This is a genomic window from Avibacterium paragallinarum, from assembly GCF_011765605.1.
In the GTDB taxonomy this organism is placed as follows: Bacteria; Pseudomonadota; Gammaproteobacteria; order Enterobacterales; family Pasteurellaceae; genus Avibacterium; species Avibacterium paragallinarum.
The window spans coordinates 1,932,382-1,958,133 of the sequence record NZ_CP050316.1 but is presented as its reverse complement, the minus strand read 5'-3'; the positions used below and the strand labels follow the sequence as shown (position 1 = coordinate 1,958,133).

Genomic DNA, 25,752 nt, shown 5'->3' with positions numbered 1-25,752 from the left:
GCTGTAGCATTTCGAGCCTACAAATTAGGAAAATAACAATGTGGATTGGTCTTGTTTCATTGTTCCCCGAAATGTTTAAAGCGATCACTGAGTATGGGGTAACGGGCAGAGCCGTAAAACAAAATCTCTTGCAAATACAGTGTTGGAATCCGCGTGATTTCACCACGGATAAACACAAAACCGTTGATGATCGCCCTTATGGCGGCGGGCCTGGAATGTTGATGATGGTGCAACCATTGCGTGAGGCAATCCAAGCGGCTAAAACGGCAGCAGGAGAAGGGGCAAAGGTAATTTATCTTTCTCCACAAGGACGTAAACTCGATCAATGCGGCGTAACAGAGCTGGCAAAAAATCAGAAATTGATTTTCGTCTGCGGGCGTTATGAAGGCATTGATGAGCGAGTAATCCAAACTGAAATTGATGAAGAATGGTCAGTGGGTGATTACGTTCTTACGGGGGGAGAGCTGCCAGCAATGACATTAATTGATGCCGTTGCAAGGTTTATCCCCGGAGTGCTAGGCAAGCAAGCCTCTGCAGAAGAAGATTCTTTTGCTGACGGTTTATTAGATTGCCCGCACTATACTCGGCCGGAGGTGCTAGACGGAATGTCAGTGCCTGCGGTGTTGATGTCGGGTAACCACGCAGAAATTCGTAAATGGCGGTTAAAACAATCGCTATTAAGAACGTGGTTAAGACGCCCTGAGCTATTGGAAAGCCTAGCTCTGACTGACGAACAACGGAAACTGCTGGTGCAAGTCAAACTTGAACAGCAAGCAAATAAAGTTGATTAGTTGATTGCGAGTTTAACCATTCGCAAAATCATCAGTTAATACTAGGATCTTAGAAGGATTACACAATGAGTAACATCATTAAACAAATTGAACAAGAACAATTAAAACAAAATGTACCTAGCTTCCGCCCAGGTGATACTTTAGAAGTTAAAGTATGGGTTGTTGAAGGAAGTAAACGTCGTTTGCAAGCATTCGAAGGCGTGGTTATTGCAATTCGTAACCGTGGCTTGCACAGTGCATTCACTTTACGCAAAATTTCTAACGGTGTAGGCGTTGAGCGTGTATTCCAAACTCACTCACCAGTTATCGACAGCATCGCCGTGAAACGTAAAGGTGCAGTGCGTAAAGCGAAACTTTACTACTTACGCGAACGTTCAGGTAAATCTGCACGTATTAAAGAGCGTCTTGGTGATTAATTCTCTTTCTGTCTAAGAGAATGAAATGAAGAGGGCTGGTAGCAAAATGAAGCAAACCAGTCCTTTTTTATATTCGATGGCATTACTGTTTGAGTTAAAATAATTTTCTGTTACTTCATTGTTGCTATGCCATCTACATCTAGTACTTGTTGCCTTATTTTAAATTTACGCAATGATAAATCGTGTAGGACAGAACTTTTATTTGTCAAAACTAGTCTAATAAGCATATTCAATTAATGTAGAACCTCTATGAATTTTTTAAGATCCTCTTTTAGTTTTTTATCCCCTATTTTTAGTTTTTTCTTGGCAAATCTTGCTTTATTATCAGTAAGCCGTTTATTACTTGCTATTTGGCAAAATGAACGAATTTCTGCCGTGAATGGATGGGTATCGCTTTTTCTACAAGGAATTAGAATTGATATTGTAAGTTTATGTTGGTTGTTTTCCGTACCAATTTTACTGACTTGTTTTTTTGCCAATAAAACCAGTTTGGGAACGGCGGTAAATCATTTTGTCCGCGTCTGGCTTGTTGCAAGTACGGTATTTATTCTATTTATGGAATTTGCTACACCCGCATTTATTGAGACCTATGATTTCCGCCCAAACCGCTTGTTTGTGGAATATTTAGTTAATCCAAAAGAAGTGTTCACAATGTTGGCAAACGGGCATCTTGTGGCATTAATTTTAACCCCAATTCTGACCGCACTTTCTGTTTATGGCGTGTGGAAATTCTCTGCTCATTTATGGGACGATTTAGTGTACCCTCAGTGGCAATGGCGACCTGTGATTTTCTTGGTCGTCGGGCTACTGACCTTTATTGGTGCACGTTCTAGTTTTCAACATCGTGGCATTAACCCAGCAATGGTAGCGTTTTCTTCCGATCCGCTGGTAAATTCCTTAGTATTAAACTCGGGTTATTCTGTTATCTTTGCAATTCAACAGTTTAAAGATGAAAGTAACTCCTCAGAAATTTATGGCAAGATGCCTCTTGAAGAAGTGGTGGAAACTTTGAAACAAGTGCGTGGTCGCCCTGAGAGCGATTATATTTCTGCAGATTTCCCAACGCTCACACACAACAAGCCAACCTATAACGGAAAGCCAAAAAATTTGGTGATTATTTTGGAAGAAAGTTTAGGTGCACAATTTATTGGTACACTAGGCGGCAAACCGCTTTCCCCGCATTTTGACGAGCTTGCTAAACAAGGCTGGTTATTTGAAAATCTCTATGCCACAGGTACGCGTTCCGTTCGCGGAATAGAAGCGGTTACTGCAGGTTTCACGCCAACACCTGCTCGCTCAGTAGTGAAATTGGCAGGAGCACAAAATGGCTTTTTTACCATTGCATCTTTGCTCGGACAACAAGGTTATCACACTTCCTTTATTTATGGTGGGGAAAAACATTTTGATAATATGGCGAGCTTTTTCTACGGCAATGGTTTCCAAAAAATTATCGATCAATCTGAATATAAAGAACCAAAATTTACGGGAACTTGGGGCGTGAGCGATGAAGATTTATTTGATAAAGCCAACGCGGAATTTACCGAATTACACCGCACTGGTCAGCCTTTCTTCAGTCTTGTGTTTACTTCAAGCAACCACGATCCATTTGAGTTTCCTGATGGCAAGATTGATCTTTATGAGCAGCCAAAACAAACCCGCAATAATGCGGCGAAATATGCGGATCACGCATTAGGACATTTTTTCCAATTAGCGAAAAATTCAGATTATTGGAAAGACACAGTTTTTCTTGTGATTGCCGATCACGATTCCCGCGTGGGAGGTGCATCGCTTGTGCCAATTAAACATTTCCATATCCCAGCATTAATTTTAGGCGAAGGTATTGAACCACGCCGTGATAACCGCTTGGTAAGCCAAATTGATATGCCAACCACCTTGCTTTCCTTGATTGGAGTAGGTGGCGACTATCCAATGTTAGGTTATGATTTAACCCAGCCAGTCGATCCAAACCGTGCATTAATGCAATTTGACCGCACAATGGCATTCCGCCGTGGTGATGATGTCGCCATTTTACAACAAGGGCAGCCCGTACAAGGTTTCCACTATGATGAAAAAAGTGGGCAGCTTACTCCAAATGATATTGCACCATCATTACAAAAAGAAGCTTTAGCTTATGCTTTATGGGGTAGCTATGCCTATAAACAAAAATTGTTTCAGGGGAAAAAGTCAAAAGAGTGATGTAAATTTATAGGAAGCCAATAGATGGATATTGCGATTTCTAACTAAATGTTAGTGAGTGTTCGTGAGTAATGAAGTATAGTTTATTACTAATTTTTCATACCGCTCTATTATGGAACGGTATGACTTTTAATGAATAAAAGTATCTTCAAGCAAATAACGATATAAATATCAATTTATATACCGTTTATTTTCGTACTCAAAATAATAAGGACTACTATCCTGAAAGAAAAAATCCCGCTTTATTAAGCGAGATTTTTTCTTAAATTAGTAAATTAAAGATTCACTTTTTTTCAAAACGCTCTGCGGCGTAATCCCAGTTTACTACGTTCCAGAATTCTTTAATGTAGTCTGGCCGACGGTTTTGAAATTTTAAGTAGTAAGCGTGTTCCCAAACATCTAAACCGAAAATTGGGTAGCCTTCGCAACCTGCGATTTCTTTGCCCATTAACGGGCTGTCTTGGTTTGCAGTAGAAACCACTTCTAATTTTCCGTTGTTTAGCACTAACCACGCCCAACCAGAACCGAAACGGGTTGCCGCCGCTTTTTCAAATTCTGCTTGGAATGCTTCCACAGAACCGAAATCACGGATAATGGCGTCTTTTAACGCACCTTGTAAGGTAGTGCCTTTTTTCAAGCTTTTCCAGAATAAGCTGTGATTAGCGTGTCCGCCTGCGTTGTTGCGTAAACCTGTGCGTTTGTCAGCAGGCACTTCCGCGAGTTTAGTGATAAGCTCACCTGGGCAGAGGTCAGCGAATTGAGGTAAGGTTTCTAAAATGGCATTAGCGTTATTCACATAAGCTTGATGATGTTTGCTGTAATGAATTTCCATTGTTTGTGCATCAAAATGGGGTTCTAATGCGTCGTAGGCATAGCCTAGTTCTGGTAATGTGTAAGCCATAAATTTTTCCTTCTTAAAAGTCATTATTAGGGGTAAAAATCCCGCTCATTTTAGCAAAAAACTTGATTGAGATCATTAAAAGTTTAAATTTTGATAAGTAAAGGGCGATGTTTTTCGCCCTGATCAGACAAAATTAACGCTCTTGTTGGGCTTTAACCGCCGCGATCGCGACCATATTGATAATACGGCGAACGGAAGAGGCAGAGGTTAAAATATGCGCGGTTTTATTTACGCCCATTAAGATTGGCCCAATGGTGATTGGCGTTGCTGTGCCTTGTAGCAGGTTTAGGCTGATGCGTGCCGCCTCCATTGTTGGCATAATGAGTAAGTTTGCTGCACCTTTTAATGGGCTGTCAGGCATAATTTCTTTGCGTAAACTTTCGGAAAGGGCAATATCGCAGTGCATTTCGCCATCAATGATTAAATCAGGGGCTTTTTCTTGCACCAGTTTTAGCACTTGACGCATTTTCACTGCGTTTTCATCATTGGCACTGCCGTAATTGGAATGCGAAACAAGTGCCACTTGTGGTTCAATACCGAAACGGCGAACTTCTTCCGCTGACATCAAGGTGATTTCCGCTAATTCTTCCGCTGTTGGGTTTGGATTAACAAAGGTATCCGCAATAAACAAGTTGCCCGTTGGTAGCACCAAACCGTTTACAGTGGCAGGAATCGCCCCCGCTTTCACGCCGTTGAATTCTTTAATCGCATTCAAGTGGGAAGGATAAGGCCCGACTAATCCGCATAGCATTGCATCAGCTTTGCCAAGTTCCAATAGCACAGAACCAAGTGCGGTCGGATTATGCAACATTTTTCGTTTTGCCCCTGCGGGTGTCATTCCTTGACGTTTGAGCTTTTCATAATAGCTTTGCCAGCATTGTTCATAATGTGGGTTATTTTCAATATCAATGATGTCAAAATCACGCCCTGCTTCAAGGTGTAAGCCTAATTTTTTGATTTTCTCTGCGATGATATGCGTACGTCCCAATAGCACGGGCTGAGCAATGCCCAAGGTGGCGATTTCTTGCACCGCGTGCAATACGCGAGTTTCTTCGCCGTCAGTGAGTAAAACGCGTTTTTTATCTTGTTTCGCTTGGGCGAATACCGGTTTCATAAATAAATTCGTTTTGTAAACGAACTGAGTCAGTTTTTCTAAATAGGCATCAAAATCTTCAATCGGGCGGGTTGCCACACCGCTATCCATCGCAGCTTTCGCGACCGCAGGGGCAATTTTTACGATTAAACGAGGATCAAACGGTTTTGGAATGAGATAATCTGGACCAAAAGACACTTCTGCACCACCATAGGCGGAAGTAACCACTTCGCTTTGCTCTGCCAAGGCAAGATCCGCAATGGCATACACCGCAGCTAATTTCATTTCTTCATTGATGGTCGTAGCACTCACATCTAATGCACCACGGAAAATAAATGGGAAACAAAGCACGTTATTTACTTGGTTTGGATAGTCTGAACGGCCAGTACACACAATGGCATCAGGACGAACGGCTTTTGCAAGTGGTGGTAGAATTTCTGGTTCTGGATTAGCAAGTGCGAGAATAAGCGGATCTCTTGCCATAGTTTTAACCATTTCTTGGGTTAATGCCCCCGCGGCGGAACAGCCAAGGAAAATATCACTATTCGGCATTGCATCTGCCAAGGTACGCGTGCCGTTATCTTCAATGGCGTAAAGCTTTTGGTTTCGTCCATTCGCTCATCACGGCCTTTGAAAATCACCCCTTTGGAATCGCACACGGTGATGTGTTCTTTTTTCATTCCAAGGGAAACTAGCAAGTTCAAGCAAGCGATAGACGCCGCACCCGCACCTGAAGCCACCAGTTTGACGTCCTCAATTTTTTTATTCACAATACGTAGCCCATTGATGACCGCAGCCGCTGAAATAATGGCTGTGCCGTGTTGATCATCGTGGAATACAGGGATCTTCATTCGCTCACGCAATTTTTGTTCAATATAAAAACATTCTGGAGCTTTAATATCTTCAAGGTTGATCCCACCAAAGGTTGGTTCAAGTGCGGCGATAATGTCCACTAATTTATCAGGATCTTTCTCGTCGATCTCAATATCAAACACATCTACGCCAGCGAACTTTTTAAAGAGAACGCCTTTCCCTTCCATTACAGGTTTACCTGCTAATGCCCCAATATTGCCTAAACCTAGCACGGCTGTGCCATTAGAAATTACCGCAACAAGGTTACCGCGTGCAGTGTATTTATACGCGGTGGAGGGGTCTTTTTCAATTTCTAAACAAGGCTCTGCGACCCCTGGTGAATAGGCTAAAGCGAGATCACGTTGTGTGGCGAGGGATTTAGTTGGGGTAACTTCAATTTTCCCCGGTTTTGGAAATTCGTGGAAATCCAGTGCGGCTTGACGTAATTGTGCGTCCATAAAACAGTCCTTATAACAATATGAAAGTCTAGTAAGAATAAATTTCGCACCTTATTATAGGTGAAAAAATCAGAAAAACTGTGATGTAGCACACATTATTTACAATTTATTTACAAAATCAACCACACATTCGTTTTTGAGTAAAATTAGAGATTTATATTGAGTTGCTGTACAATGTTTCCCTTATTTAATAAGGAATATTACGAATGCGATTAGATAAATTTTTAGCCGAGCAAACGGGATTAACACGCTCGCAAGCCAATAAAGCCCTGCGTCAAAGTGCGGTGCAAATTAATGGCAAAATTGAGAAAAGCGGGGCGGTGAAAGTGAGTGCGGAAGATGAAATTTATTTTGAGGGGCAACGTCTGAGCTGGTTGGAGTCGGGGCAGTATTTGATGCTAAATAAGCCGCAAGGCTATGTGTGTTCGCACGATGAGGGGGATTACCCTACGATTTATCAATTCTTTGATTACCCTTTGGCAGGCAAGTTGCACAGTGCGGGGCGTTTAGATGTGGATACCACAGGGCTGGTATTGCTCACTGATGATGGACAATGGTCGCATCGCATTACTTCGCCGAAATACCATTGCGAAAAGACCTATTTAGTTACCCTCGCCGATCCTGTGGAAAGCCATTATCAGCAAGCCTGTGAAGCGGGCATTTTGCTCCGCGGCGAAAAAACAGCGACTAAGCCTGCGAAGTTAGAAATTATTGATGATTACAACGTCAATCTCACCATTAGCGAGGGGCGTTATCATCAAGTGAAGCGAATGTTTGCCGCCTTAGGTAATAAAGTGATCGCCTTACACCGTTGGAAAATTGGCGATGTGGTGCTTGATGAACAGTTAGAGGAGGGGGAATATCGCCCGCTTTCTTCGCAGGAATTGGCAGCATTGAAATAAGGAGCTATTTTGACCACCATACCCGCAGTTGTGAAGCCAAGCGTGATTTTTATTTTAACGCTGAGTATTTTATCAATGTTACCCGCCCTTGGGGTGGATATGTATTTGCCCGCCTTTTTGCGGATCAGCCAAGATTTGCATATTGACGCAGAGGAAGTACAGCATACACTCACCTTTTTTGCTTACGGCTTAGCCATCGGACAGCTCTTTTGGGGGCCCGTGGGGGATAGCTATGGGCGTAAGCCCGTGATTTTGCTTGGCGTGTTGGTTAGTGCTGTAACCGCGTTGGCTTTAACGAATGTTACGCAGATCAGTAGCTTTACGGGCTTGCGTTTTATGCAAGGTTTTTTCGGGGCAGCTCCCGTGGTATTGGTGGGAGCATTGATGCGAGATCTCTTCAGCAAAAATGATTTTTCTCGCATAATATCCACGATCACCTTAGTCTTTATGGTTGCCCCTTTAGTTGCCCCTATTATTGGAGGCTATTTGGTCGCTTATTTCCATTGGCATTCAATCTTCTATGTCATCGCCACAATGGGCTTTTTAAGTGCGTTGCTGGTGTTTTTTATCATTCCAGAAACCCATAAAAAAGAAAATCGCATACCCTTGCGTTTGAACGTGGTGGTACGCAATTTTGTGAGCCTAGGTAAGAAAAAAGAAGTGCTAGGCTATATGTTTATGAGTGCCTTTGGCTTTGGTGGAATGTTCGCTTTTTTAACCGCAGGGTCGATTATTTATATCGGGATCTATGGCGTGTCTGAACAGCATTTTGGCTACTTTTTTATGCTCAATATCGGCGTGATGACGCTCGGCTCATTTTTAAACGGGCGTTTGGTGGGTCAGCTCGGTACAGAAAAAATGTTGCAAATCGGGCTTGGCATTCAATTTGTTGCTGCCTTGTGGTTATTAGTGGTTTATTTCGCTGATTTAGGCTTAATGCCGATGGCGATCGGTGTTGCCCTTTTTGTGGGACAAAATCCTCTGATTAGCTCGAATGCAATGGCATCAATTTTAGAAAAATTTCCTGCAATGGCGGGGACAGCAAATTCAATGGTAGGGAGCGTACGCTTTGGGGCTGGAGCTTGTATTGGTTCGCTAGTGGCATTAATGAAAATCGACAGTGCAGCACCAATGTTGCTGACAATGGTGGTTTGCTCGTTCTTCGCTGTGGGGTGTTATTATTTTCTCACCTATAGACAGGAATAGTTGAATGTCTTTCACTTTGAGCGGCGGTCTTTTGCTTGCCGAACATTGATAGAGAAAGCAAAGAGGACGTATGAAGATTAGCCAAGCGGCGAAAGAAACGGGCTTGTCTGCCAAACAAATTCGTGATTATGAAAAAGCGGGATTGCTCCCAACCCCTATGCGAACCCTAGCGGGCTACCGTCGCTATTCCGCACAGGATTTAAGCCAATTACGCTTTATTAGCAATGCACGCAAAGTCGGGTTTTCGTTGCAACAAATTCGCCAATTATTGAAATTAAATCAAGATCCCCACCGCACGAGCCGCGAAGTGAAAGCCATCACCGAACAGCATATTGCGGAGTTAAAAGACAAAATTGCCAGCTTGCAAGAAATGTTAGCCTTACTCCAACGCTGGCATTGCTCTTGTCAAGGCAACGATAGCCCTGATTGCACCATTCTTTCAGGGCTAGGGGAAGAAATAACTCCGTCTTTTTCGGTAGCTGAAGATGAAAAAGTGTAGCTATCATTGCTGAACTTTCTCATTCTTTACCAGTCTATATGAGCGATTTATAACGCTTTATATTTTTGGGAATGAGCGGAAAAATCATTCTCTTTTGTATCAATAATATTCTTATCTAGGAGATAAAAGTGCGGTTGTTTTCTCGCGTAAAATTGAAAAGCTCAACCTTAATTGCATTGGTTGCGTTTTATTTTACCCTTGTATTAAATTTTGCTTTTTACAACAAAGCCTTAACCCTACACCCATTTACTGGCAAGGCAGAAGATTATTTTCTCTTAACCATTCCTTTATTCATTTTCTTCACCCTTAATGCAGTTTTTCAGATTTTTGCGTTGCCGATTTTGCATAAAGTGATTATGCCTATTTTATTGATAATCAGTGCCGCGATCAGCTATCAAGAAATTTTTTATGATGTGCATTTCAGTTCAGAAATGCTAGATAACGTGTTACAAACCACGCCCGCTGAAAGTATGAGAATGCTCACTTGGCAATACCTCACTTGGATTGCGGTATTTGGGATTTTACCTGCTTTCTTATATGTGATGGTAAAGATTGATTACCGCACTTGGTGGAAAGAAACTGTTGTACGTCTTGGCTTAATTCTGTTCTCGGGAGTGGTGATTTTGGGCATTGCTAAAGGATTTTATCAAGATTACGCCTCTTTCGTACGTAATAATAAATCAGAAATGAGCTTGTTATTACCCTCTAATTTTATTAGTGCAAGTGTAAATAAAGTGAAACAAGTACGTGAAGCTAACCGTCCTTATGAGTATATTGGTTTAGATGCAAAACAGAATAAACCTGATTCCTATCGTCATTTAACAGTGATTGTCGTGGGCGAAACCACGCGTGCGCAAAACTGGGGGCTGAATGGCTATGCACGTCAAACCACGCCAAAACTTGCTGCACGTGGTGATGAGGTGATTAATTTTAATTCCGTGTCGAGCTGTGGCACATCAACGGCGGTGTCTGTACCTTGTATGTTTTCATTTTTGACTAAGGATCAATATGATGCCGGCAAAGCTCAGAAAATGGACAACCTGCTTGATGTTTTACAACGTGCAGGAGTAAATATTTTTTGGTTGGAAAATAACAGTGATTGCAAAGGCGTTTGCTTACGCGTGCCGAATGAAACTATTCAAGCGAATAAACCGACCTTGAAAAATTATTGTACTGACGGCGAATGTTTAGATGAAGTGATGTGGCCTGATGTGGATAAAATTCTTACACAAGCGGGCAAAGATGGGAAAGATACCGTACTCATTTTACACACCATTGGTAACCACGGGCCAACCTATTATGAACGCTACACCCCGGAGTTCAAAAAGTTTGTGCCAACGTGCGATACCAACCAAATTCAAACTTGTAGCAATGAACAGTTAGTCAATACTTATGACAATGGTATTCTATACATCGACAATTTCCTCAATACCTTAATTGCAAAATTGGAACACCGCGATGATTTAGAAAGTGCGATTTATTATGTTTCCGATCACGGTGAATCTCTGGGCGAAAACGGTATTTACTTGCACGGCACGCCTTACGCCATTGCACCAGCCTATCAAACTCGCGTGCCGATGATCTTCTGGTTCTCAAAAAACTGGAAACAGAATGAGGGCGTGGACTTGGATTGCTTACGCCACAACGCCAGCACACAACATTATTCTCACGATAATTTATTCAGCACGGTGCTTGGAATGATGGATATGGAACTCAACACAAATATTTATAATAGGACACTAGATATTTTAGCAAGTTGTCGAAAAACACATTAAAAATGTTATTGGAATAGATTTTGTTGGTTAAATTGATAGTTATTGTTTTTTTAACGAATAACTGTCAATTTTTTTATTATGTAAGCTCTATTTTTGTGAAGAGCGGGCGAATTGGGCGGCTTCTTCAATCAGTGCATCGCTTGGGCGTTGGTGGGTGTAAAGCACAAATTGTTCCACCGCTTGTAATGTCATCACCTCTGCCCCAGAAATAATTTGCTTGCCCTGTTGCTGGGCATATTGAATAAGCGGGGTTTCCGCTGGCATTGCGACAACATCAAAAATCACATTGGCTTGCGTTATCATTGCGGCGGGAAAAGCAAGATCTTGCTCTTCTTTACCACCTTTCATTCCGATCGGGGTAACATTAACTAAGATCTCAGCCTGTTGCTCTGCTAGATCTTGGAGATAGGTATAGCCGTATAAATCCGCCAAGTAACGCCCTGTTTTAGGATTGCGTGCATAGACTTTGAGCTGGCTAAATCCCGCATTTTTAAAGGCTGCCACAACGGCTTTCGCCATTCCGCCACTGCCCTGAACAATCACGGAGGCATTGCGATCTAATTGATATTTCTCGATTAATTTGGCAATGGCGATGTAATCGGTGTTGTATGCCACGAGATGCCCATTATTATTGACAATCGTATTCACCGATTCAATGGCTTGGGCGGAGGGATCAATTTCGTCCACAAAGGGCATACAGCTTTCTTTAAACGGCATTGACACCGCACAGCCACGAATGCCCAATGCACGCACGCCTTTCACCGCATCACCAATGTTCTCTGTGGTAAAGGCTTTATAAATAAAATTTAGCCCGAGTTTTTGGTAGAGGTAATTGTGGAAAAATGTCCCCGTATTGCCTGGTCGCCCTGCCAATGACATACATAATTGGGTATCTTTGTTAATCATTTTGCTTTCCTTTAAATATTAATATCGTCATCAATAAAATACTGATCCATTTCAAAGGCGGGTTTTGCCGCTTTGTCTTTGCCGACGGCTTTTGATGGCACACCTGCTACGGTGGTAAACTCAGGCACGGCTTGCAACACAACGGAATTTGCCCCGATTTTGGCATAACGTCCGATTTCGATATTGCCGAGAATTTTCGCTCCCGCACCGATCATCACGCCTTCACGCACTTTCGGGTGGCGGTCGCCTGACTCTTTGCCCGTTCCGCCCAGTGTAACCCCTTGTAAAATGGAAACATCATTTTCGATTACGGAGGTTTCGCCCACGACGATCCCCGTGGCGTGGTCGAACATTATGCCACAGCCGATTTTTGCTGCGGGGTGAATGTCCACATCAAAGGCAACGGAAATTTCATTTTGTAAATAAATGGCGAGGGCTTTGCGGTTTTGTTGCCATAAATAATGAGTGATGCGATAGCTTTGCAAAGCGTGGAAGCCTTTTAGATAAAGCAGTGGCGTTGTCCATAATTCCACAGCGGGGTCGCGGTGGCGTACCGCTCGAATGTCGCAGGCGGCACTGGCGATAATATCGGGTTCGGCTTGATAGGCTTCTTCGATGATTTCTCGCAAGGTTATCGCGGGCATTATGGGATTTGCCAGTTTGTTCGCCAAAATATAGCTCAGGGCATTGCCTAAATTTTGATGTTTCAAAATCGTGGAATGGAAAAAACTCGCTAACATTGGTTCACATTCGGCGAGTTCTTTGGCTTCTTGGCGAAGTAATGTCCAAACCTCAGCGGGCATTTTATTCTCCTTTTCGTTCACGTCCGAGCAGGATCGCGACAACATCTTGTGCATTTTTTCCACAAAATAGCACTTGATAAATTTGTTCGGTAATCGGCATTTCCACCCCTTGCCGTTGTGCCAGTAAATAGGCTTCTTTGGTGTTATAAAAACCCTCTACCACTTGCCCTATTTCGGCTAAGGCGGCTTCGGTGGTTTTGCCTTGCCCGAGCATTAAGCCGAAGCGGCGGTTGCGGGATTGATTATCCGTGCAGGTCAGCACTAAATCGCCAAGCCCTGACATTCCCATAAAGGTGTTAGGATTTGCCCCTAAAGATTCACCCAATCGGCTAATTTCAGCCAGCCCACGTGTGATCAACGCGGTGCGTGCATTTGCCCCGAAGCCCATTCCGTCTGACATTCCAGCCCCAATGGCGATAACGTTTTTGATCGCTCCGCCCAGTTGCACACCTGTCATATCTTGATTGAGATAGACGCGGAAATGTTTACTACAATGAATGCGAGCTTGGAGGGCTTCGGCAAAGGCGTGATCCTGCGAGGCGAGGGCGATGGCAGTAGGCAAGCCCTCAGCTAATTCTTTGGCGAATGTCGGCCCAGACAGCACTGCGAGGGGGTATTGCGTGCCGAGTTTTTCTTCCGCCACTTGTTGTAATAAACGCCCTGTATCCCGCTCTAAGCCTTTGGTCGCCCACACGATGCGATGATGCGGTTGTAAGTGCGGTCGGATTTTTTCCAGAATTTCACCGAAAACGTGGCTCGGCACAACGATGAGTAAATCGCGTGATTTTCTGACCGCACTTTCTAATTTGCTTTCAATTTCCAGTGCCGTAGGAAAGGGAATGTTAGGCAAAAAGGCTTGGTTGCAACGCTGTTGTGCAAGCTGTTGCATATGCTCGGGGTTATGCCCCCAAAGATAGGTGGGGTAGCCATTACGCGAGAGGGCGATGGCTAATGCTGTGCCATAAGACCCCGCTCCGATAACGCTAATAGGCTCGCTCATCATCATTCTCCTGAAGATAAGTGAAAGAAATGCCGATGTTGGTTTGGCTTGTAAATAGCGAGGAAGTGGGAATATCCCCACTTCTATTTAAATCTTAATTCAATTTTTCTGGTTGTTCGCTTTCCGCTTGTTGGCGTTCTAAATACTCCATAAATAATGCATCAAAATTCACTGGAGAAAGGTTAAGCGGTGGGAATGTACCACGATTTACAAGGCTTGCGATAAGCTCACGTGCGTAAGGGAAGAGCATATTTGGACATTGTGACATTAGGCAATGGCTTAATTGAAGATCATCTAAGCCGCTAATAGTAAATATCCCAGCTTGTTGTACTTCACAAATGAATGCAACATCTTTACTTTCTTCTAAAGTGGTTTCAATAGAAATTTTTAGACAAACTTCGTAAAGATCATCTGCAAGTTGTGTTGTTTCACTGTTTAGATCAAAAGAAAGTTGGGGTTTCCATTCCTGTTGAAAAATAGCTGGAAGATTTGGGGCTTCAAAAGAAACATCTTTAACGTAAATACGCTGGATTTGTAAGATGGCTTCAGAAGTTTGTGTATCCTGTTCTTCAGTTACAACTGCTTTAGTTTGCTCGGTCATTTTTGATTCCTCTTGAGTTATTTATCTTTTTTGATTAATGGCAAATTCGCGGAACGCCAACCTGCAATCCCTTCTCTTAATGTATAAACATCAGTAAACCCTTGTTTTATTAATAAGTTAGCTGATGACGATGCTGACATTCCTGTTTCACAAACAACAATGATAGGTGTATTTTTATGTTGTTCAAGTTTGCCAAGAGATTGTTTTTTGATATCTGATGGTAAAAGATTAATACTGTGAATAATGTGCCCACGCCCAAATTCATCAAGGGTACGCACATCAATTACCACTGCATCTTGGTTATTCATCAAACTAACTAGTTGTGAATTATCAATTAATTTCACTTTGCTAGTGAACGCTTGTAAGTAGGAATAAATCACCATTACAAATAAAGCGACCCAAGCAATTACCATCAACATATGATTTTTGGCAAATTCCGTTGCCATAGGAAGAAATTCTTGCATTTGATTCTCTATATTTATGTTTAGGATATAAAGGTCTAAGTATAACCATACTTTTTCGATCTTTCAAAGTAAAGTCCGATAATTTTTTGATTTACAAAATCTCTTTATTTTAAATCAAAGAATCACGAAAAATTATTGCTAATTGATAGCCCTCTATAAGGTTTATTGTTATATTAATATTGATTTAAAGGGATTAAGGTTCTTTCTCAGATTAATCCACTTTTTATTACACAAATAACGCAAGATTTAACAACTTAATAAGAGGTCTTACTATGTTTTTTCTCCAATTTGCCATCGTTTTGGTGTGCATTTTGATTGGTGCACGCATTGGCGGTATCGGCTTGGGAGTAATGGGCGGCGCAGGGCTGGCTATTCTCTCTTTTGGCTTTGGTTTACAACCAGCGGGCTTACCCATTAACGTAATGTTAATGATTATGGCGGTGGTTTCTGCAGCGGCAGCAATGCAAGCGGCAGGCGGTTTAGACTATATGATCAAAATTGCCACCAACATTTTGCGTAAACACCCGAAATACATCACCTTTATTGCGCCAGCAGTAACTTGGACATTCACTGTATTAGCAGGAACAGGCCACGTTGCCTACTCTGTATTGCCTGTGATTGCTGAAGTCAGCCGCCACAACGGCGTGCGTCCTGAGCGTCCACTTTCAATGGCGGTAATTGCATCACAATTTGCTATTGTTGCAAGCCCAATCGCTGCGGCAGTGGTGGCTGTGGTGGCTTATCTTGAACCACAAGGCATTCACCTTGGTGATGTATTAATGGTTACAATGCCATCAACCATTTTAGGTTTAGCGGTGGCTTGTATTTTCGTGAATAAAATGGGTAAAGAATTAAAAGACGACCCGAATTATCAACGTTTATTACAAGATCCTGAGTATGTAAAAGAAAACCACACTGACGTAAACCCAGATAACATTCAATTAAAACCAACGGCAAAATTGTCTGTGGGATTATTCCTATTTGGTGCATTACTTGTGGTATTAATGGGTGCATTCCCAAGCCTACGCCCAGCCTTTGACGGCAAAGCAATGGGAATGGCACACACTATCGAAATCGTAATGCTTACCGTGGGTGCGTTAATCATCTTAACCTGTAAACCAAACGGCAACGCCATTACACAGGGTTCAGTATTCCACGCGGGTATGCGTGCGGTGATTGCCATTTTCGGGATCGCGTGGTTAGGTGATACTTTAATGCAAGCCCATATGACCGAAGTGAAAGACACCGTGAAAGTGTTGGTAGAAACCGCACCTTGGACATTCGCCATCGCTTTATTCGTGCTTTCTGTGTTAGTAAATAGCCAAGGGGCAACGGTTGCCACCCTCTTCCCTGTTGGGATCGCACTCGGCATTCCTGCCCCTGTATTAATCGGCGTGTTCGTTGCGGTAAACGGTTACTTCTTCATTCCAAACTACGGCCCAATCATTGCGTCCATTGACTTTGATACCACAGGCACAACCCGCATCGGAAAATACATTTTCAACCACAGCTTTATGCTCCCAGGCTTATTAAGTATGGCATTTAGCTTGGCATTCGGTTTATTATTCGCCAATATTTTATTGTAAATTTAGACCGCACTTTCCTTTCTAAACTGAGCGATATCATCGCTCAGTTTTTTTATCTAGCATTCCCCCGTAAACTTCCGCATAATATCGCCACTTGACCTAGCAAAAGGAAAATCACAATGACTATTTCAAAACAACAAATTCTTGATGCTTATTATTTCCGCCACGCGTGCAAACAATATGATCCAAGCAAAAAAATCAGCGATGAGGATTTCCGTTTTATTTTAGAAACTGCCCGTCTTTCGCCGAGTTCTTTCGGTTTTGAGCCGTGGAAATTCTTAGTGATCGAAAATCCGCGTATCAAAGAATTAATCCGCGATAATGCGTGGGGGGCGAAAGATAAAGTGATGGATTGTAGCCATTTTGTGGTGATCCTTGTCCGCCAACCGCAAACCCTGCTCGCTGATGGCGATTATGTGCCACATATGATGCGTGATGTGCATCATATCCCTGAAGAGGCGTTAAAAATGCGTCAAAATTTCTACCGCACTTTTACCGAAAGCGACTTCGGGCTAACTCAAGCTCCTGTTGCTTTCTATAATTGGGCGTGCCGCCAAAGTTACATCGCGCTCGGTAATATGCTGACCAGTGCCGCAATGATCGGTATCGACAGCACCCCGATTGAAGGTTTCCCGCTGGAAAAAATGAATGATCTGTTCGTGGCAGAGGGGCTATACAACGCGGAAGAATACAAACTTAGCGTAATGGCAGCCTTCGGCTATCGATTAAACGAACCAAGAGAAAAAACACGCCAAGCCTTTGATGACGTGGTGGAGTGGGTGAAATAAAAATCCGCAAAACTCGCACCGCACTTTCATTTTCACAAAGATAAAGTGCGGTGTAAATTTCTCAACGTTTCTTTTCTAAAAAATCTCGGAACAATTATGCTAATTTCTTTTATTCTGATTGCCCTATGTGCCGGTGTCGCCCTTGCCACGCAAGCCGCCATTAATAGCCAATTAGCTGGTTCATTAATGGGGCAACCTGTTGTCGCCGCCTTAATTTCCTTCGCAACAGGAACATTGTTGCTCTTTTTCATTTGCTGGTGGAAGGCAGATCTTTTCACCGCCTTGCAACAAGTGCCAAAACAACCCCTATGGAAACTTCTCGGCGGCCCACTGGGGGCGTTAGTGGTGTTCACCACCATTTTCCTTGCTCCGAAAATGGGCGTAACCAATATGCTCTTTTTCATTATTGTCGGCCAACTCATCGCCGCCGCCATCATCGATCATTTCGGCTTAATCGGAATGACCGCCCGCCCAATCCAAATCTGGCAACTCATCGGCTTTGTGTTTATGGGATTAGGCTTGGTGCTGTTTTTCTTTGGGAAAAGATTGTTTGGATAGGGCTTCAAATCTCCCCTAACCCCTCTTTACTAAAGAGGGGGGCTGGATCGAAACGTGTTTAAGCTCTCTGGTAAAAAGCAATAAAGTTAAAAATCTCGAAAAAACCACCGCACTTTTTGTTTTATTGAATTTTCTCATCGCAACAAAATGTAGTGGCGGACCTATGTGTCCGCCTGAAAGATATATCCACAACAACAAAACGTAGAATAGGCTTTAGCCCATCATTTAATGTAATTTATTCCCTTTGATGACCTGATTTTGGGCTGAAGCCTCATCCTACCTATGCACATAAAAATGCAAACAATATCGCTAAGAAATTTGTGAATGATGCCCAAGAAATCCCCCTCCTTAGCAAAGAGGGATTAGGGGAGAATTGAAAAACAACGGAGATTTGAAAGATAGCAAATATTTGAAAACTTAGGGAGATTTAGCCACCTTACAAAATCATCTTCACCAATTTATCCGCTTTAATGCGGGCGAATTTTTTTAGTAGTTTTTGCACGGGTTCAGGGTATTGTGCCAGTTCTTCCAGCTCTGAATAATGCTTGAGTTGGGTGGTGTGCTGGCGAATGGTGGCGAGTTCTTGTTCAACCTGTGAGGCGAGTTGTTGGTTTGGATCTTGAATGAGCAAGCCATTTTCTGCATCTAAACGCCAAGCGCGTGGGTTTAGGTTGTTGCCAGTTAATAAAATATGGCTATCGTCCACCCACACGCCTTTTAGGTGATAGCTGTTCTCGCCGTCTTTCCAAGTGCGGATCACCAGTTGCCCTTGGGTAATTTGTGCTTCAAACTTTTGGCTAAAACGGCGAAGATTGCTTTCGTATAAATAAGGCAATGCCCCTGCCATTTTGAACGGCTGAGAAGGTGGAATGTAAAAATCATTCGCCGTTTTATCACCCACAATAATTTCAATGTGCTTGCCTTTTTGTAATAAACGGCGGATTTTTTGTTGTAATGGACGTGGAAAATTAAAATATGGTGTGCAGATCACCAATTTTTCTTGCACGATCTGGAAAAGATCTTCAATCGTACGGTTAAGCAGGTTTGCACCACCGCCTAAGCCAAAAAGTGGGGTGATTTTTAAGCCAGAATTTTCTTCGTTGACAAACTTATACTGCCCATCTGCTGCCAAGCCTTTACGGAAAGCACGAATATGCTGGCGAATTTCTTTGGTTTTTGGACGTTCAGCATTATCCAATGGCAACACCGCTTGATTACTCAATAGATATTGTTGTAGGAAATTCACCATTGAATCCGCAAGGGCGGAATGGGTGATTTTATGATAACGATCGTAGCGGTATTTTTCATTTTGCTGTAAATACACATTATTAATGCTTGCACCGCTGTATAACAAGGTATCATCAAAAATAAAGCCTTTAATATGCAACACGCCAAATACTTCACGGGTGTTTACCGGCACGCCGAAAAACAAATGGGCGTGTTCACCATATTGATGAATGGCTCGTTGTTCGCAGTACCAATCTGCGTTGGTGGCAGATTTTTCTGCGCCAAGCAAATTACGTTGCGCGCGATGCCAATCGACAAAAATTTTCACCTCAAGCTCGGGATTACGGCTTTTAGCGGCAAACACTTCATTTAAAATTTCTTGCCCCGCTTCGTCATTTTGCCAATAAAGTGCGGTGATATAAATGCGTGTTTTTGCTTCACGAATAAGCTGGATAATTTGTTGCTTAAATTCCGCAGGGTGATGAAGAAAATCAATTTGCGAGGGTTGTAACGCCAAACTTGGCAAGGCTTGCAAATTTTCCTCCGCCCTTTTCGTTTTATTTATCAACATAATTTTTTACTCTAATTTTGATAATCCATTTTTTTCAGCCTTGTAGTTTACAATATTTACTTCTTGGCTTGGTAGAAAAAAGATATTTTTTCGTTATAATGCTCACATTTTCCCATAAAGTGCGGTGCTTTTTTACCCACTTTTCTCACATTCATCACAATTTGGCAACATAAAATGAACGCAAAAAAACCGACTTTCCAGCAAGCAGATTCCAGCAAACGCTTCAATGAACGCTATTCTGGCGAAAAACAAGATAAAAAAGCACCGCACTTTTCCCCTCATTCTTCCCGTGGCAAAAAGGACGACAAACGCACTTTCTCGCGTGAAAGAACACCGACAAAATCCGCGGAAAAAGTGCAACAACGCACAGAATTAACGATGGGAAATGCGCGCGGTACAGCCAATGTGAAAGTGGTGATAAAAAGCACTGGTGTGAAAGAAAAACAGAAAAAAACCGGCCCGCTTTCCCCTCGAGCACCAGAAAAAATCAAAAAAAATCGTGCAGAAGAAATGAAAGTGTATGGCGAAAATACGTGCCTTGCGTTATTTGCTGAGCGCCCTGAAAGCATTGTTCGCGTGTGGACAACCGTGGAAATGGCACACCGTGTGGGCGAGTTATTTAGCTATTTGGCGGCGAATAAAAAAGTCTATCACGTTGTGGATAGCAAAGAGCTTGCACTAGTGAGTGGCACGGAGCATCACAACGGCATTTGTATGTTAGTGAAAAAGCCACGTCATTTTACATTGAGCGGTTATTTGGATATTCCGCGTGAAAAAGATGCGTTGATCTTACTCGATAATGTGCATAACGCACATAATATTGGTGGGATCGTGCGAACTTGTGCGGTCTATGGCGTGAAAGGTTTAGTATTAAGCGAATCCGATTTGCTAAATTCTGCCGCAGCAATGCGTGTGGCAGAAGGTGGTGCAGAATATTTGCATACTTTGCTTGTCGATAGCAGTGAACAAGCGTTAGAAAAATTGCGTGAAAAAGGCTATCAAATCGTGCATTTAAGCCAAAGCAAGCAGGCGAAACCGTTCGCTCAGCTGAAATTGAGTGATAAAGTGGTCTTTGTTTTAAGCGAAAGTGCGGGTGAAAATTTGGCAGAAAATCACGATGAAGTAGTGAATTTATCCCTTGCCAATCCGCTGAAAGCAGGCTTGAATGTTGCGGTGGCAGCGGGCGTGTTATTGGCAAAATGGGCGGAGAAAACCCTTTAAATCGCTATAACTGATCGGAATGATGAATTAACACAAAGCGTTCCCACAATTGGGCTTCGCTTTCTTGATGATCGGGATCGGGCTTGATGCAGTTGCTAATCGGGCAAACTTTTTGGCAAGTTGGGGTATCATAATGCCCCACGCATTCGGTGCAAAGATTGGGATCGATCACATAAATGTCATCGCCTACGGAAATGGCATCATTGGGGCATTCTGGCAAGCACATATCGCAATTTGTGCATTTATCTGTAATTAAAAGTGCCATAAATTCCCCGTAAAATCATTGAAAGGGCGAGATTATAAAGAATCGGCAAGGAAAATTAAATAGGCAAAACAAAATGAGCAAGAAAAACAGTAAAGGACTTTCTTTTGTAGGCACATTAATCATTGCAGGCATTGCATTGATTTGGAATTATTTTCAGCCTACTGAGAAAACAAACAAACCTGAACCCACAGCACAATCTCAACAAAATCAAGCAAAAACGTCAGCACAACAAAACACGCAAGTGCAACTTGGCGAGAATTATGATTATGTAATGCGTGATGATGCCATTGGGCAAAACAAAAACGCACCAGTGGATTATTATATGCTGGCGTTGTCTTGGTCGCCGGGGTTTTGCCAAGCACAAAAAGAACGTTATAACGGTAACTTGCCGCAATCTTTAATGAGCCAATGTGGTACACAGCAATATGGCTGGGTGATCCACGGCTTATGGCCGCAAAATGCCAATGCGCGTTCGGTTAGCGATCATCCGCGTTTTTGTCAGGGCGATTTGCCGATGGTTGATCCCGCAATTATCAAAAAATATTTAGCTGATAGCCCGAGTGCGAATTTATTACAAGGCGAATGGGAAAAGCACGGGGTTTGTGCATTCAATAATGCCAATGCCTATTTTGAAAAACAGCAAAATTTATACCGCACTTTAACGCTACCCGATCAAAATATGTCGCGTAAAGAATTGTTTGCGTGGCTGAAAAAGCACAATCCACACTTAAAAGGGGCGTATTTGCGGGCAAGCCATAATGAATTATTTATTTGTTATGATTTGCAGTGGCAAGTGATGGATTGTCCTCGCTAATATAAGGTTCTAAGTCTGGCTTGAAATAACTTAATGGAATTAATTTAAAAGCGAAAAAATCCCGCAGATAATTTGATCTAAAGCAGTTACAAGCTGGCGATAACTAGGTATAATGCCACGCAGTGATTATTTATTTTTAAACTATATAAAGAGGGTAAATTATGTCAGTAATTAAAATGACCGACCTAGATTTAGCAGGTAAACGCGTATTTATTCGTGCCGACCTGAATGTGCCAGTAAAAGACGGCAAAGTAACGTCTGATGCGCGTATTCAAGCAACCATTCCAACCTTAAAACTCGCCCTTGAAAAAGGTGCGAAAGTGATGGTTACCTCTCACTTAGGTCGCCCAACCGAAGGCGAATTTAAACCTGAAGATTCCCTCCAACCTGTGGTTGATTATTTAAAAGACGCAGGTTTTAACGTGCGTTTAGCACGTGATTATTTAGACGGCGTAGAAGTGAATGACGGTGAAATCGTTGTACTTGAAAACGTGCGTATCAACAAAGGCGAAAAGAAAAACGATCCAGAATTAGGTAAAAAATACGCCGCACTTTGTGATGTATTCGTAATGGATGCATTCGGTACAGCACACCGTGCGCAAGCTTCAACCTATGGCGTGGCTGAATTTGCCCCAATCGCCTGTGCAGGCCCATTATTAGCGGCGGAATTAGATGCCTTAGGTAAAGCCTTGAAAGAACCACAACGCCCAATGTTAGCGATCGTGGGTGGTTCAAAAGTTTCTACCAAATTAACCGTGTTAGATTCCCTTTCTAAAGTGGCGGATCAACTGATTGTTGGCGGCGGTATCGCAAATACTTTCATCGCAGCAGAAGGCAAAGATGTGGGTAAATCTTTATATGAAGCAGATTTAATCCCTGAAGCACAACGCTTAGCAAAAGCAACACAAATCCCAGTGCCAACAGATGTGCGTGTAGGCTTAGAATTCTCTGAAACTGCGCCAGCGATTGAAAAATCTGTTGATGACATTAAAGCCGATGAATCTATCTTCGATATTGGCGAAAAATCCGCAGAAGAATTAGCGAAAATCATTAGAAGCGCAAAAACTATTCTTTGGAATGGGCCAGTGGGCGTGTTTGAATTCCCTAACTTCCGTAATGGTACAAAAGTCGTGGCTGATGCCATTGTAGAAGCAACAGAAAACGGTGCATTCTCTATCGCAGGTGGCGGTGATACCCTTGCGGCGATTGATTTATTCGGCATCAAAGATAAAATTTCTTACATTTCAACTGGTGGCGGTGCGTTCTTAGAATTCGTAGAAGGCAAAGTATTACCAGCCGTTGAAATCTTAGAAAAACGTGCGAAAAACTAATTAAATGATATTGGGCGTAGCTTGTGCAGTACGCCCTTTTCATACGGAAATCTCTTAACATAACAATAGGAAACAGAAAAATGGCAAAATTATTAGACATCGTAAAACCGGGTGTATTAACAGGCGATGATGTACAAAAAGTTTTCAACTATGCAAAAGAACACAATTTCGCAATCCCAGCAGTAAACTGCGTGGGTACAGACTCTGTGAATGCCGTATTAGAAACCGCAGCACGCGTTAAAGCGCCTGTAATTATCCAGTTCTCTAACGGCGGTGCGCAATTCTACGCTGGGAAAGGCATTAAACCAGCAAGCGGCGCGCGTCCTGATGTATTGGGTGCAATTGCAGGGGCAAAACACGTTCACGAATTAGCTGCTGAATACGGTGTGCCAGTAATTCTTCACACTGACCACGCAGCGAAAAAATTATTACCTTGGATTGACGGCTTATTAGAAGCGGGTGAAAAACATTTCGCTGAAACAGGCAAACCACTTTTCTCATCACATATGATCGACCTTTCTGAAGAGCCAATGGAAGAAAATATGGCGATCTGCCGTGAATACCTTGCGCGTATGAGCAAAATGGGTATGACTCTTGAAATTGAAATCGGTATCACAGGTGGAGAAGAAGACGGCGTAGATAACTCTGATGTTGATGAATCTCGTTTATACACTCAACCTGAAGACGTACTTTACGTTTACGATCAATTAAACCCAGTAAGCCCACGTTTCACCATTGCTGCGGCATTTGGTAACGTACACGGGGTTTACAAACCAGGTAACGTGAAATTAAAACCTTCAATTTTAGGCGCATCACAAGAATTCGTTTCTAAAGAACGTGGTCTTCCACCAAAATCATTAGATTTCGTTTTCCACGGCGGTTCTGGTTCATCAACTGAAGAAATCCGTGAAGCAATCAGCTACGGTGCAGTGAAAATGAACATCGACACCGACACTCAATGGGCAGCGTGGGAAGGTATTTTAAACTTCTATAAAGCCAACGAAGCTTATCTTCAAGGTCAGCTTGGTAACCCTGAAGGTGAAGACGCACCAAACAAAAAATACTACGATCCACGCGTTTGGTTACGCAAATCTGAAGAATCAATGTCTAAACGCTTAGAAAAATCTTTCCAAGATTTGAATTGCGTTGATGTTTTATAATGAGTAATCTAATTAATATTTTGCTTCACGCGGAATAACGACTCAATATATTTACACTAGAAAAGCCAGTTTTATGTAACTGAGTAAAGTAAAAATATTTGGTGTAGTAGAAAACGGTGGAATAGGCAAAATAGCTATTAAAAAAGGCTTAATACCTTATGATTTAAGGTGTTAAGCCTTTGAATTTGAAATAGAAGTTAAAAAACAGTCCTTTTTGTTTTAAGTAAGTGTAGCCAAAAGTGTAGAAATAAAAAGGCTCAGAAAAAAATTTTTTCCTCTTGTTATAATAAAATCCGTTTCTCACTCAGAAATAGAATTCAATAGTTAGTTTAATGATGATAATTCTTTTTTTAATGCTAAGGTGATGGCAAGTGTTTGGACTAACGTCATTGTTGCACATTGAGAACGAAAACCTCGAACTTGAGCTTCTTTAATTACAAAAGAAACATCGCTGAAAGCAATTAGTGGGCTAATTTGGCTGTCAGTGATGGCAATTTGTTTGATGCCTTTTTTTGATGTAGTGTGCATAATGTCCACGGTTTCTTTAGCATAGGGAGAAAAACTAATAGCGATAACCGCATCTCCTTCTTTCACTAAATTAAGTTGCTCATCAAACATTCCTCCTAATCCATTAATCAAAAATGAACGACAATCTAGATGGTGCAAGGCGTAATCCAAATAACTTGCAATACTAAAGGAACGCTTTAAGCCGATAATAAAAATATTGTTGGCATTATTGAGGATGTCTACGGCTTGTTGTATTTGCTGTTCTGAAGTTTTGTTTGCTAGCTGCTGTAAGGCTTGATGATTAGCTTGAGAAAAAATATTCAAAATATCTACAGCACTTTCTTGTTGCGTTTGATCGGGCTCAAGCTGGCGAAAAAGTTGTAATCGCTCCGTATAGTTAGCCGTTTCTTCCATCAAATTTTCACGGAAGATTTGTTTCATTTCATTAAAACCACTAAAGCCAAACGCGTTGGCGAAACGAATCAGCGTGGAGGGTGGTACATTGGCTCGTTGTGAAATTGTTGCAACGGTATCAAAGACAACGCTATTGCTATTATCAAGCACATATTGTGCTACTTGTTTTAATCGTTTACTCAAATTATTGTAGCGGGCCCGAATTTCATTTTGTAGTTGAACGAGTTGAGAATTAGTTTGCATTTTAGATCCTAACGAAATAAATATTTTATTATGGAAAGTATAATCGTAAAAAAACTATTTGAATAGAGAATGTTCTTTGATCAAAGCTAAAATAGCAAAATCTTTGTGATCTACCTCTCAAATATTAATTTCAAAAAATGACATTTTTGAAATGTATGTTTTAATTTGGCTATGACTTTATGAGTTAAGTATTTTGTGATGGCA

Annotated in this window: 23 protein-coding genes and 1 pseudogene; 14 read left to right on the top strand and 10 right to left on the bottom strand. The window is 42.1% G+C overall.

Annotation, left to right across the window (positions count from 1 at the left end):
* Positions 1-38: 38 nt before the first annotated feature.
* From trmD to HBL79_RS09430, 3 genes are all read left to right on the top strand, one after another.
* Entirely contained in the window at positions 39-791 is a 753-nt protein-coding gene (gene trmD / locus HBL79_RS09440) for a tRNA (guanosine(37)-N1)-methyltransferase TrmD (RefSeq protein ID WP_035686158.1), read from the top strand.
* A gap of 65 nt (positions 792-856) precedes the next feature.
* Entirely contained in the window at positions 857-1,207 is a 351-nt protein-coding gene (gene rplS, locus HBL79_RS09435) for a 50S ribosomal protein L19 (RefSeq protein WP_017805170.1), read from the top strand.
* Between the two features lie 249 nt (positions 1,208-1,456).
* On the top strand, positions 1,457-3,403 hold the full coding sequence (locus HBL79_RS09430; RefSeq protein WP_017805171.1) for an LTA synthase family protein: 1,947 nt from the start codon (positions 1,457-1,459) through the stop codon (positions 3,401-3,403).
* A 283-nt stretch (positions 3,404-3,686) separates the two neighbouring features.
* Here the strand turns inward: HBL79_RS09430 and sodA are convergent, their stop codons facing one another.
* On the bottom strand, positions 3,687-4,304 hold the full coding sequence (gene sodA, locus HBL79_RS09425) for a superoxide dismutase [Mn] (RefSeq protein WP_035686155.1): 618 nt from the start codon (positions 4,302-4,304) through the stop codon (positions 3,687-3,689).
* Between the two features lie 133 nt (positions 4,305-4,437).
* Positions 4,438-6,707, bottom strand: a pseudogene (locus tag HBL79_RS12550) (NADP-dependent malic enzyme).
* Positions 6,708-6,913: 206 nt separating this feature from the next.
* On the opposite strand from HBL79_RS12550, the gene rsuA reads away from it, so the two are divergent.
* From rsuA to HBL79_RS09400, 4 genes are all read left to right on the top strand, one after another.
* Positions 6,914-7,609: a 16S rRNA pseudouridine(516) synthase RsuA gene (rsuA, locus tag HBL79_RS09415; protein ID WP_035686150.1), complete on the top strand. Its 696-nt coding sequence runs from the start codon at positions 6,914-6,916 to the stop codon at positions 7,607-7,609.
* A 75-nt stretch (positions 7,610-7,684) separates the two neighbouring features.
* Positions 7,685-8,815 carry a Bcr/CflA family multidrug efflux MFS transporter gene (locus HBL79_RS09410; RefSeq protein ID WP_081637519.1) on the top strand — a complete coding sequence of 377 codons (1,131 nt, stop codon included), beginning with the start codon at positions 7,685-7,687 and terminating at the stop codon, positions 8,813-8,815.
* 70 nt (positions 8,816-8,885) lie between these two features.
* Positions 8,886-9,314 carry a Cu(I)-responsive transcriptional regulator gene (cueR, locus tag HBL79_RS09405; RefSeq protein ID WP_035686147.1) on the top strand — a complete coding sequence of 143 codons (429 nt, stop codon included), beginning with the start codon at positions 8,886-8,888 and terminating at the stop codon, positions 9,312-9,314.
* A 128-nt stretch (positions 9,315-9,442) separates the two neighbouring features.
* On the top strand, positions 9,443-11,089 hold the full coding sequence (locus HBL79_RS09400; protein ID WP_082082219.1) for a phosphoethanolamine transferase: 1,647 nt from the start codon (positions 9,443-9,445) through the stop codon (positions 11,087-11,089).
* A gap of 87 nt (positions 11,090-11,176) precedes the next feature.
* On the opposite strand, the gene HBL79_RS09395 is transcribed toward HBL79_RS09400, so the two are convergent.
* The 5 genes from HBL79_RS09395 to HBL79_RS09375 all read right to left on the bottom strand — a co-directional run bounded on the left by HBL79_RS09395 (position 11,177) and on the right by HBL79_RS09375 (position 14,863).
* Complete coding sequence (locus tag HBL79_RS09395; protein WP_046097228.1) at positions 11,177-11,995, bottom strand: shikimate 5-dehydrogenase; 819 nt, start codon at positions 11,993-11,995, stop codon at positions 11,177-11,179.
* An 11-nt stretch (positions 11,996-12,006) separates the two neighbouring features.
* Positions 12,007-12,798 (bottom strand): serine O-acetyltransferase, encoded by a 792-nt coding sequence (gene cysE / locus HBL79_RS09390; protein WP_046097227.1) that lies wholly within the window; start codon positions 12,796-12,798, stop codon positions 12,007-12,009.
* 1 nt (position 12,799) lies between these two features.
* Entirely contained in the window at positions 12,800-13,804 is a 1,005-nt protein-coding gene (gene gpsA, locus HBL79_RS09385) for an NAD(P)H-dependent glycerol-3-phosphate dehydrogenase (protein WP_046097226.1), read from the bottom strand.
* A gap of 88 nt (positions 13,805-13,892) precedes the next feature.
* Positions 13,893-14,399, bottom strand: coding sequence for a protein-export chaperone SecB (gene secB, locus HBL79_RS09380; RefSeq protein ID WP_035686132.1), 507 nt, complete (start codon positions 14,397-14,399; stop codon positions 13,893-13,895).
* 17 nt (positions 14,400-14,416) lie between these two features.
* Positions 14,417-14,863: a rhodanese-like domain-containing protein gene (locus tag HBL79_RS09375; protein WP_035686130.1), complete on the bottom strand. Its 447-nt coding sequence runs from the start codon at positions 14,861-14,863 to the stop codon at positions 14,417-14,419.
* A gap of 272 nt (positions 14,864-15,135) precedes the next feature.
* Between HBL79_RS09375 and HBL79_RS09370 the strand changes: the two genes are divergently transcribed.
* The 3 genes from HBL79_RS09370 to HBL79_RS09360 all read left to right on the top strand — a co-directional run bounded on the left by HBL79_RS09370 (position 15,136) and on the right by HBL79_RS09360 (position 17,795).
* Positions 15,136-16,449, top strand: a complete 1,314-nt coding sequence (locus HBL79_RS09370) for an anaerobic C4-dicarboxylate transporter (protein ID WP_035686128.1) — start codon at positions 15,136-15,138, stop codon at positions 16,447-16,449.
* A 119-nt stretch (positions 16,450-16,568) separates the two neighbouring features.
* The gene (locus HBL79_RS09365; protein WP_035686125.1) at positions 16,569-17,237 is read left to right on the top strand and encodes an NAD(P)H-dependent oxidoreductase; all 669 of its coding nucleotides are present in this window, start codon (positions 16,569-16,571) and stop codon (positions 17,235-17,237) included.
* Positions 17,238-17,333: 96 nt separating this feature from the next.
* Positions 17,334-17,795 (top strand): DMT family transporter, encoded by a 462-nt coding sequence (locus tag HBL79_RS09360; RefSeq protein ID WP_035686123.1) that lies wholly within the window; start codon positions 17,334-17,336, stop codon positions 17,793-17,795.
* A 436-nt stretch (positions 17,796-18,231) separates the two neighbouring features.
* On the opposite strand, the gene pssA is transcribed toward HBL79_RS09360, so the two are convergent.
* Positions 18,232-19,593, bottom strand: a complete 1,362-nt coding sequence (pssA, locus tag HBL79_RS09355) for a CDP-diacylglycerol--serine O-phosphatidyltransferase (protein WP_035686120.1) — start codon at positions 19,591-19,593, stop codon at positions 18,232-18,234.
* 174 nt (positions 19,594-19,767) lie between these two features.
* On the opposite strand from pssA, the gene HBL79_RS09350 reads away from it, so the two are divergent.
* Positions 19,768-20,814: a TrmH family RNA methyltransferase gene (locus HBL79_RS09350; protein ID WP_035686117.1), complete on the top strand. Its 1,047-nt coding sequence runs from the start codon at positions 19,768-19,770 to the stop codon at positions 20,812-20,814.
* Between the two features lie 4 nt (positions 20,815-20,818).
* Here HBL79_RS09350 and HBL79_RS09345 read toward each other — a convergent pair whose 3' ends face one another.
* Complete coding sequence (locus tag HBL79_RS09345) at positions 20,819-21,079, bottom strand: YfhL family 4Fe-4S dicluster ferredoxin (protein ID WP_035686114.1); 261 nt, start codon at positions 21,077-21,079, stop codon at positions 20,819-20,821.
* Between the two features lie 73 nt (positions 21,080-21,152).
* Here HBL79_RS09345 and HBL79_RS09340 point away from each other — a divergent pair, with 73 nt between their 5' ends.
* From HBL79_RS09340 to fbaA, 3 genes are all read left to right on the top strand, one after another.
* Positions 21,153-21,893, top strand: a complete 741-nt coding sequence (locus HBL79_RS09340; RefSeq protein WP_035686111.1) for a ribonuclease T2 family protein — start codon at positions 21,153-21,155, stop codon at positions 21,891-21,893.
* A gap of 161 nt (positions 21,894-22,054) precedes the next feature.
* Complete coding sequence (locus tag HBL79_RS09335; RefSeq protein WP_035686108.1) at positions 22,055-23,224, top strand: phosphoglycerate kinase; 1,170 nt, start codon at positions 22,055-22,057, stop codon at positions 23,222-23,224.
* A gap of 80 nt (positions 23,225-23,304) precedes the next feature.
* Entirely contained in the window at positions 23,305-24,384 is a 1,080-nt protein-coding gene (gene fbaA, locus HBL79_RS09330; protein ID WP_017806342.1) for a class II fructose-bisphosphate aldolase, read from the top strand.
* Positions 24,385-24,708: 324 nt separating this feature from the next.
* On the opposite strand, the gene HBL79_RS09325 is transcribed toward fbaA, so the two are convergent.
* The gene (locus tag HBL79_RS09325; RefSeq protein WP_035686106.1) at positions 24,709-25,548 is read right to left on the bottom strand and encodes a MurR/RpiR family transcriptional regulator; all 840 of its coding nucleotides are present in this window, start codon (positions 25,546-25,548) and stop codon (positions 24,709-24,711) included.
* Positions 25,549-25,752 lie beyond the last annotated feature (204 nt).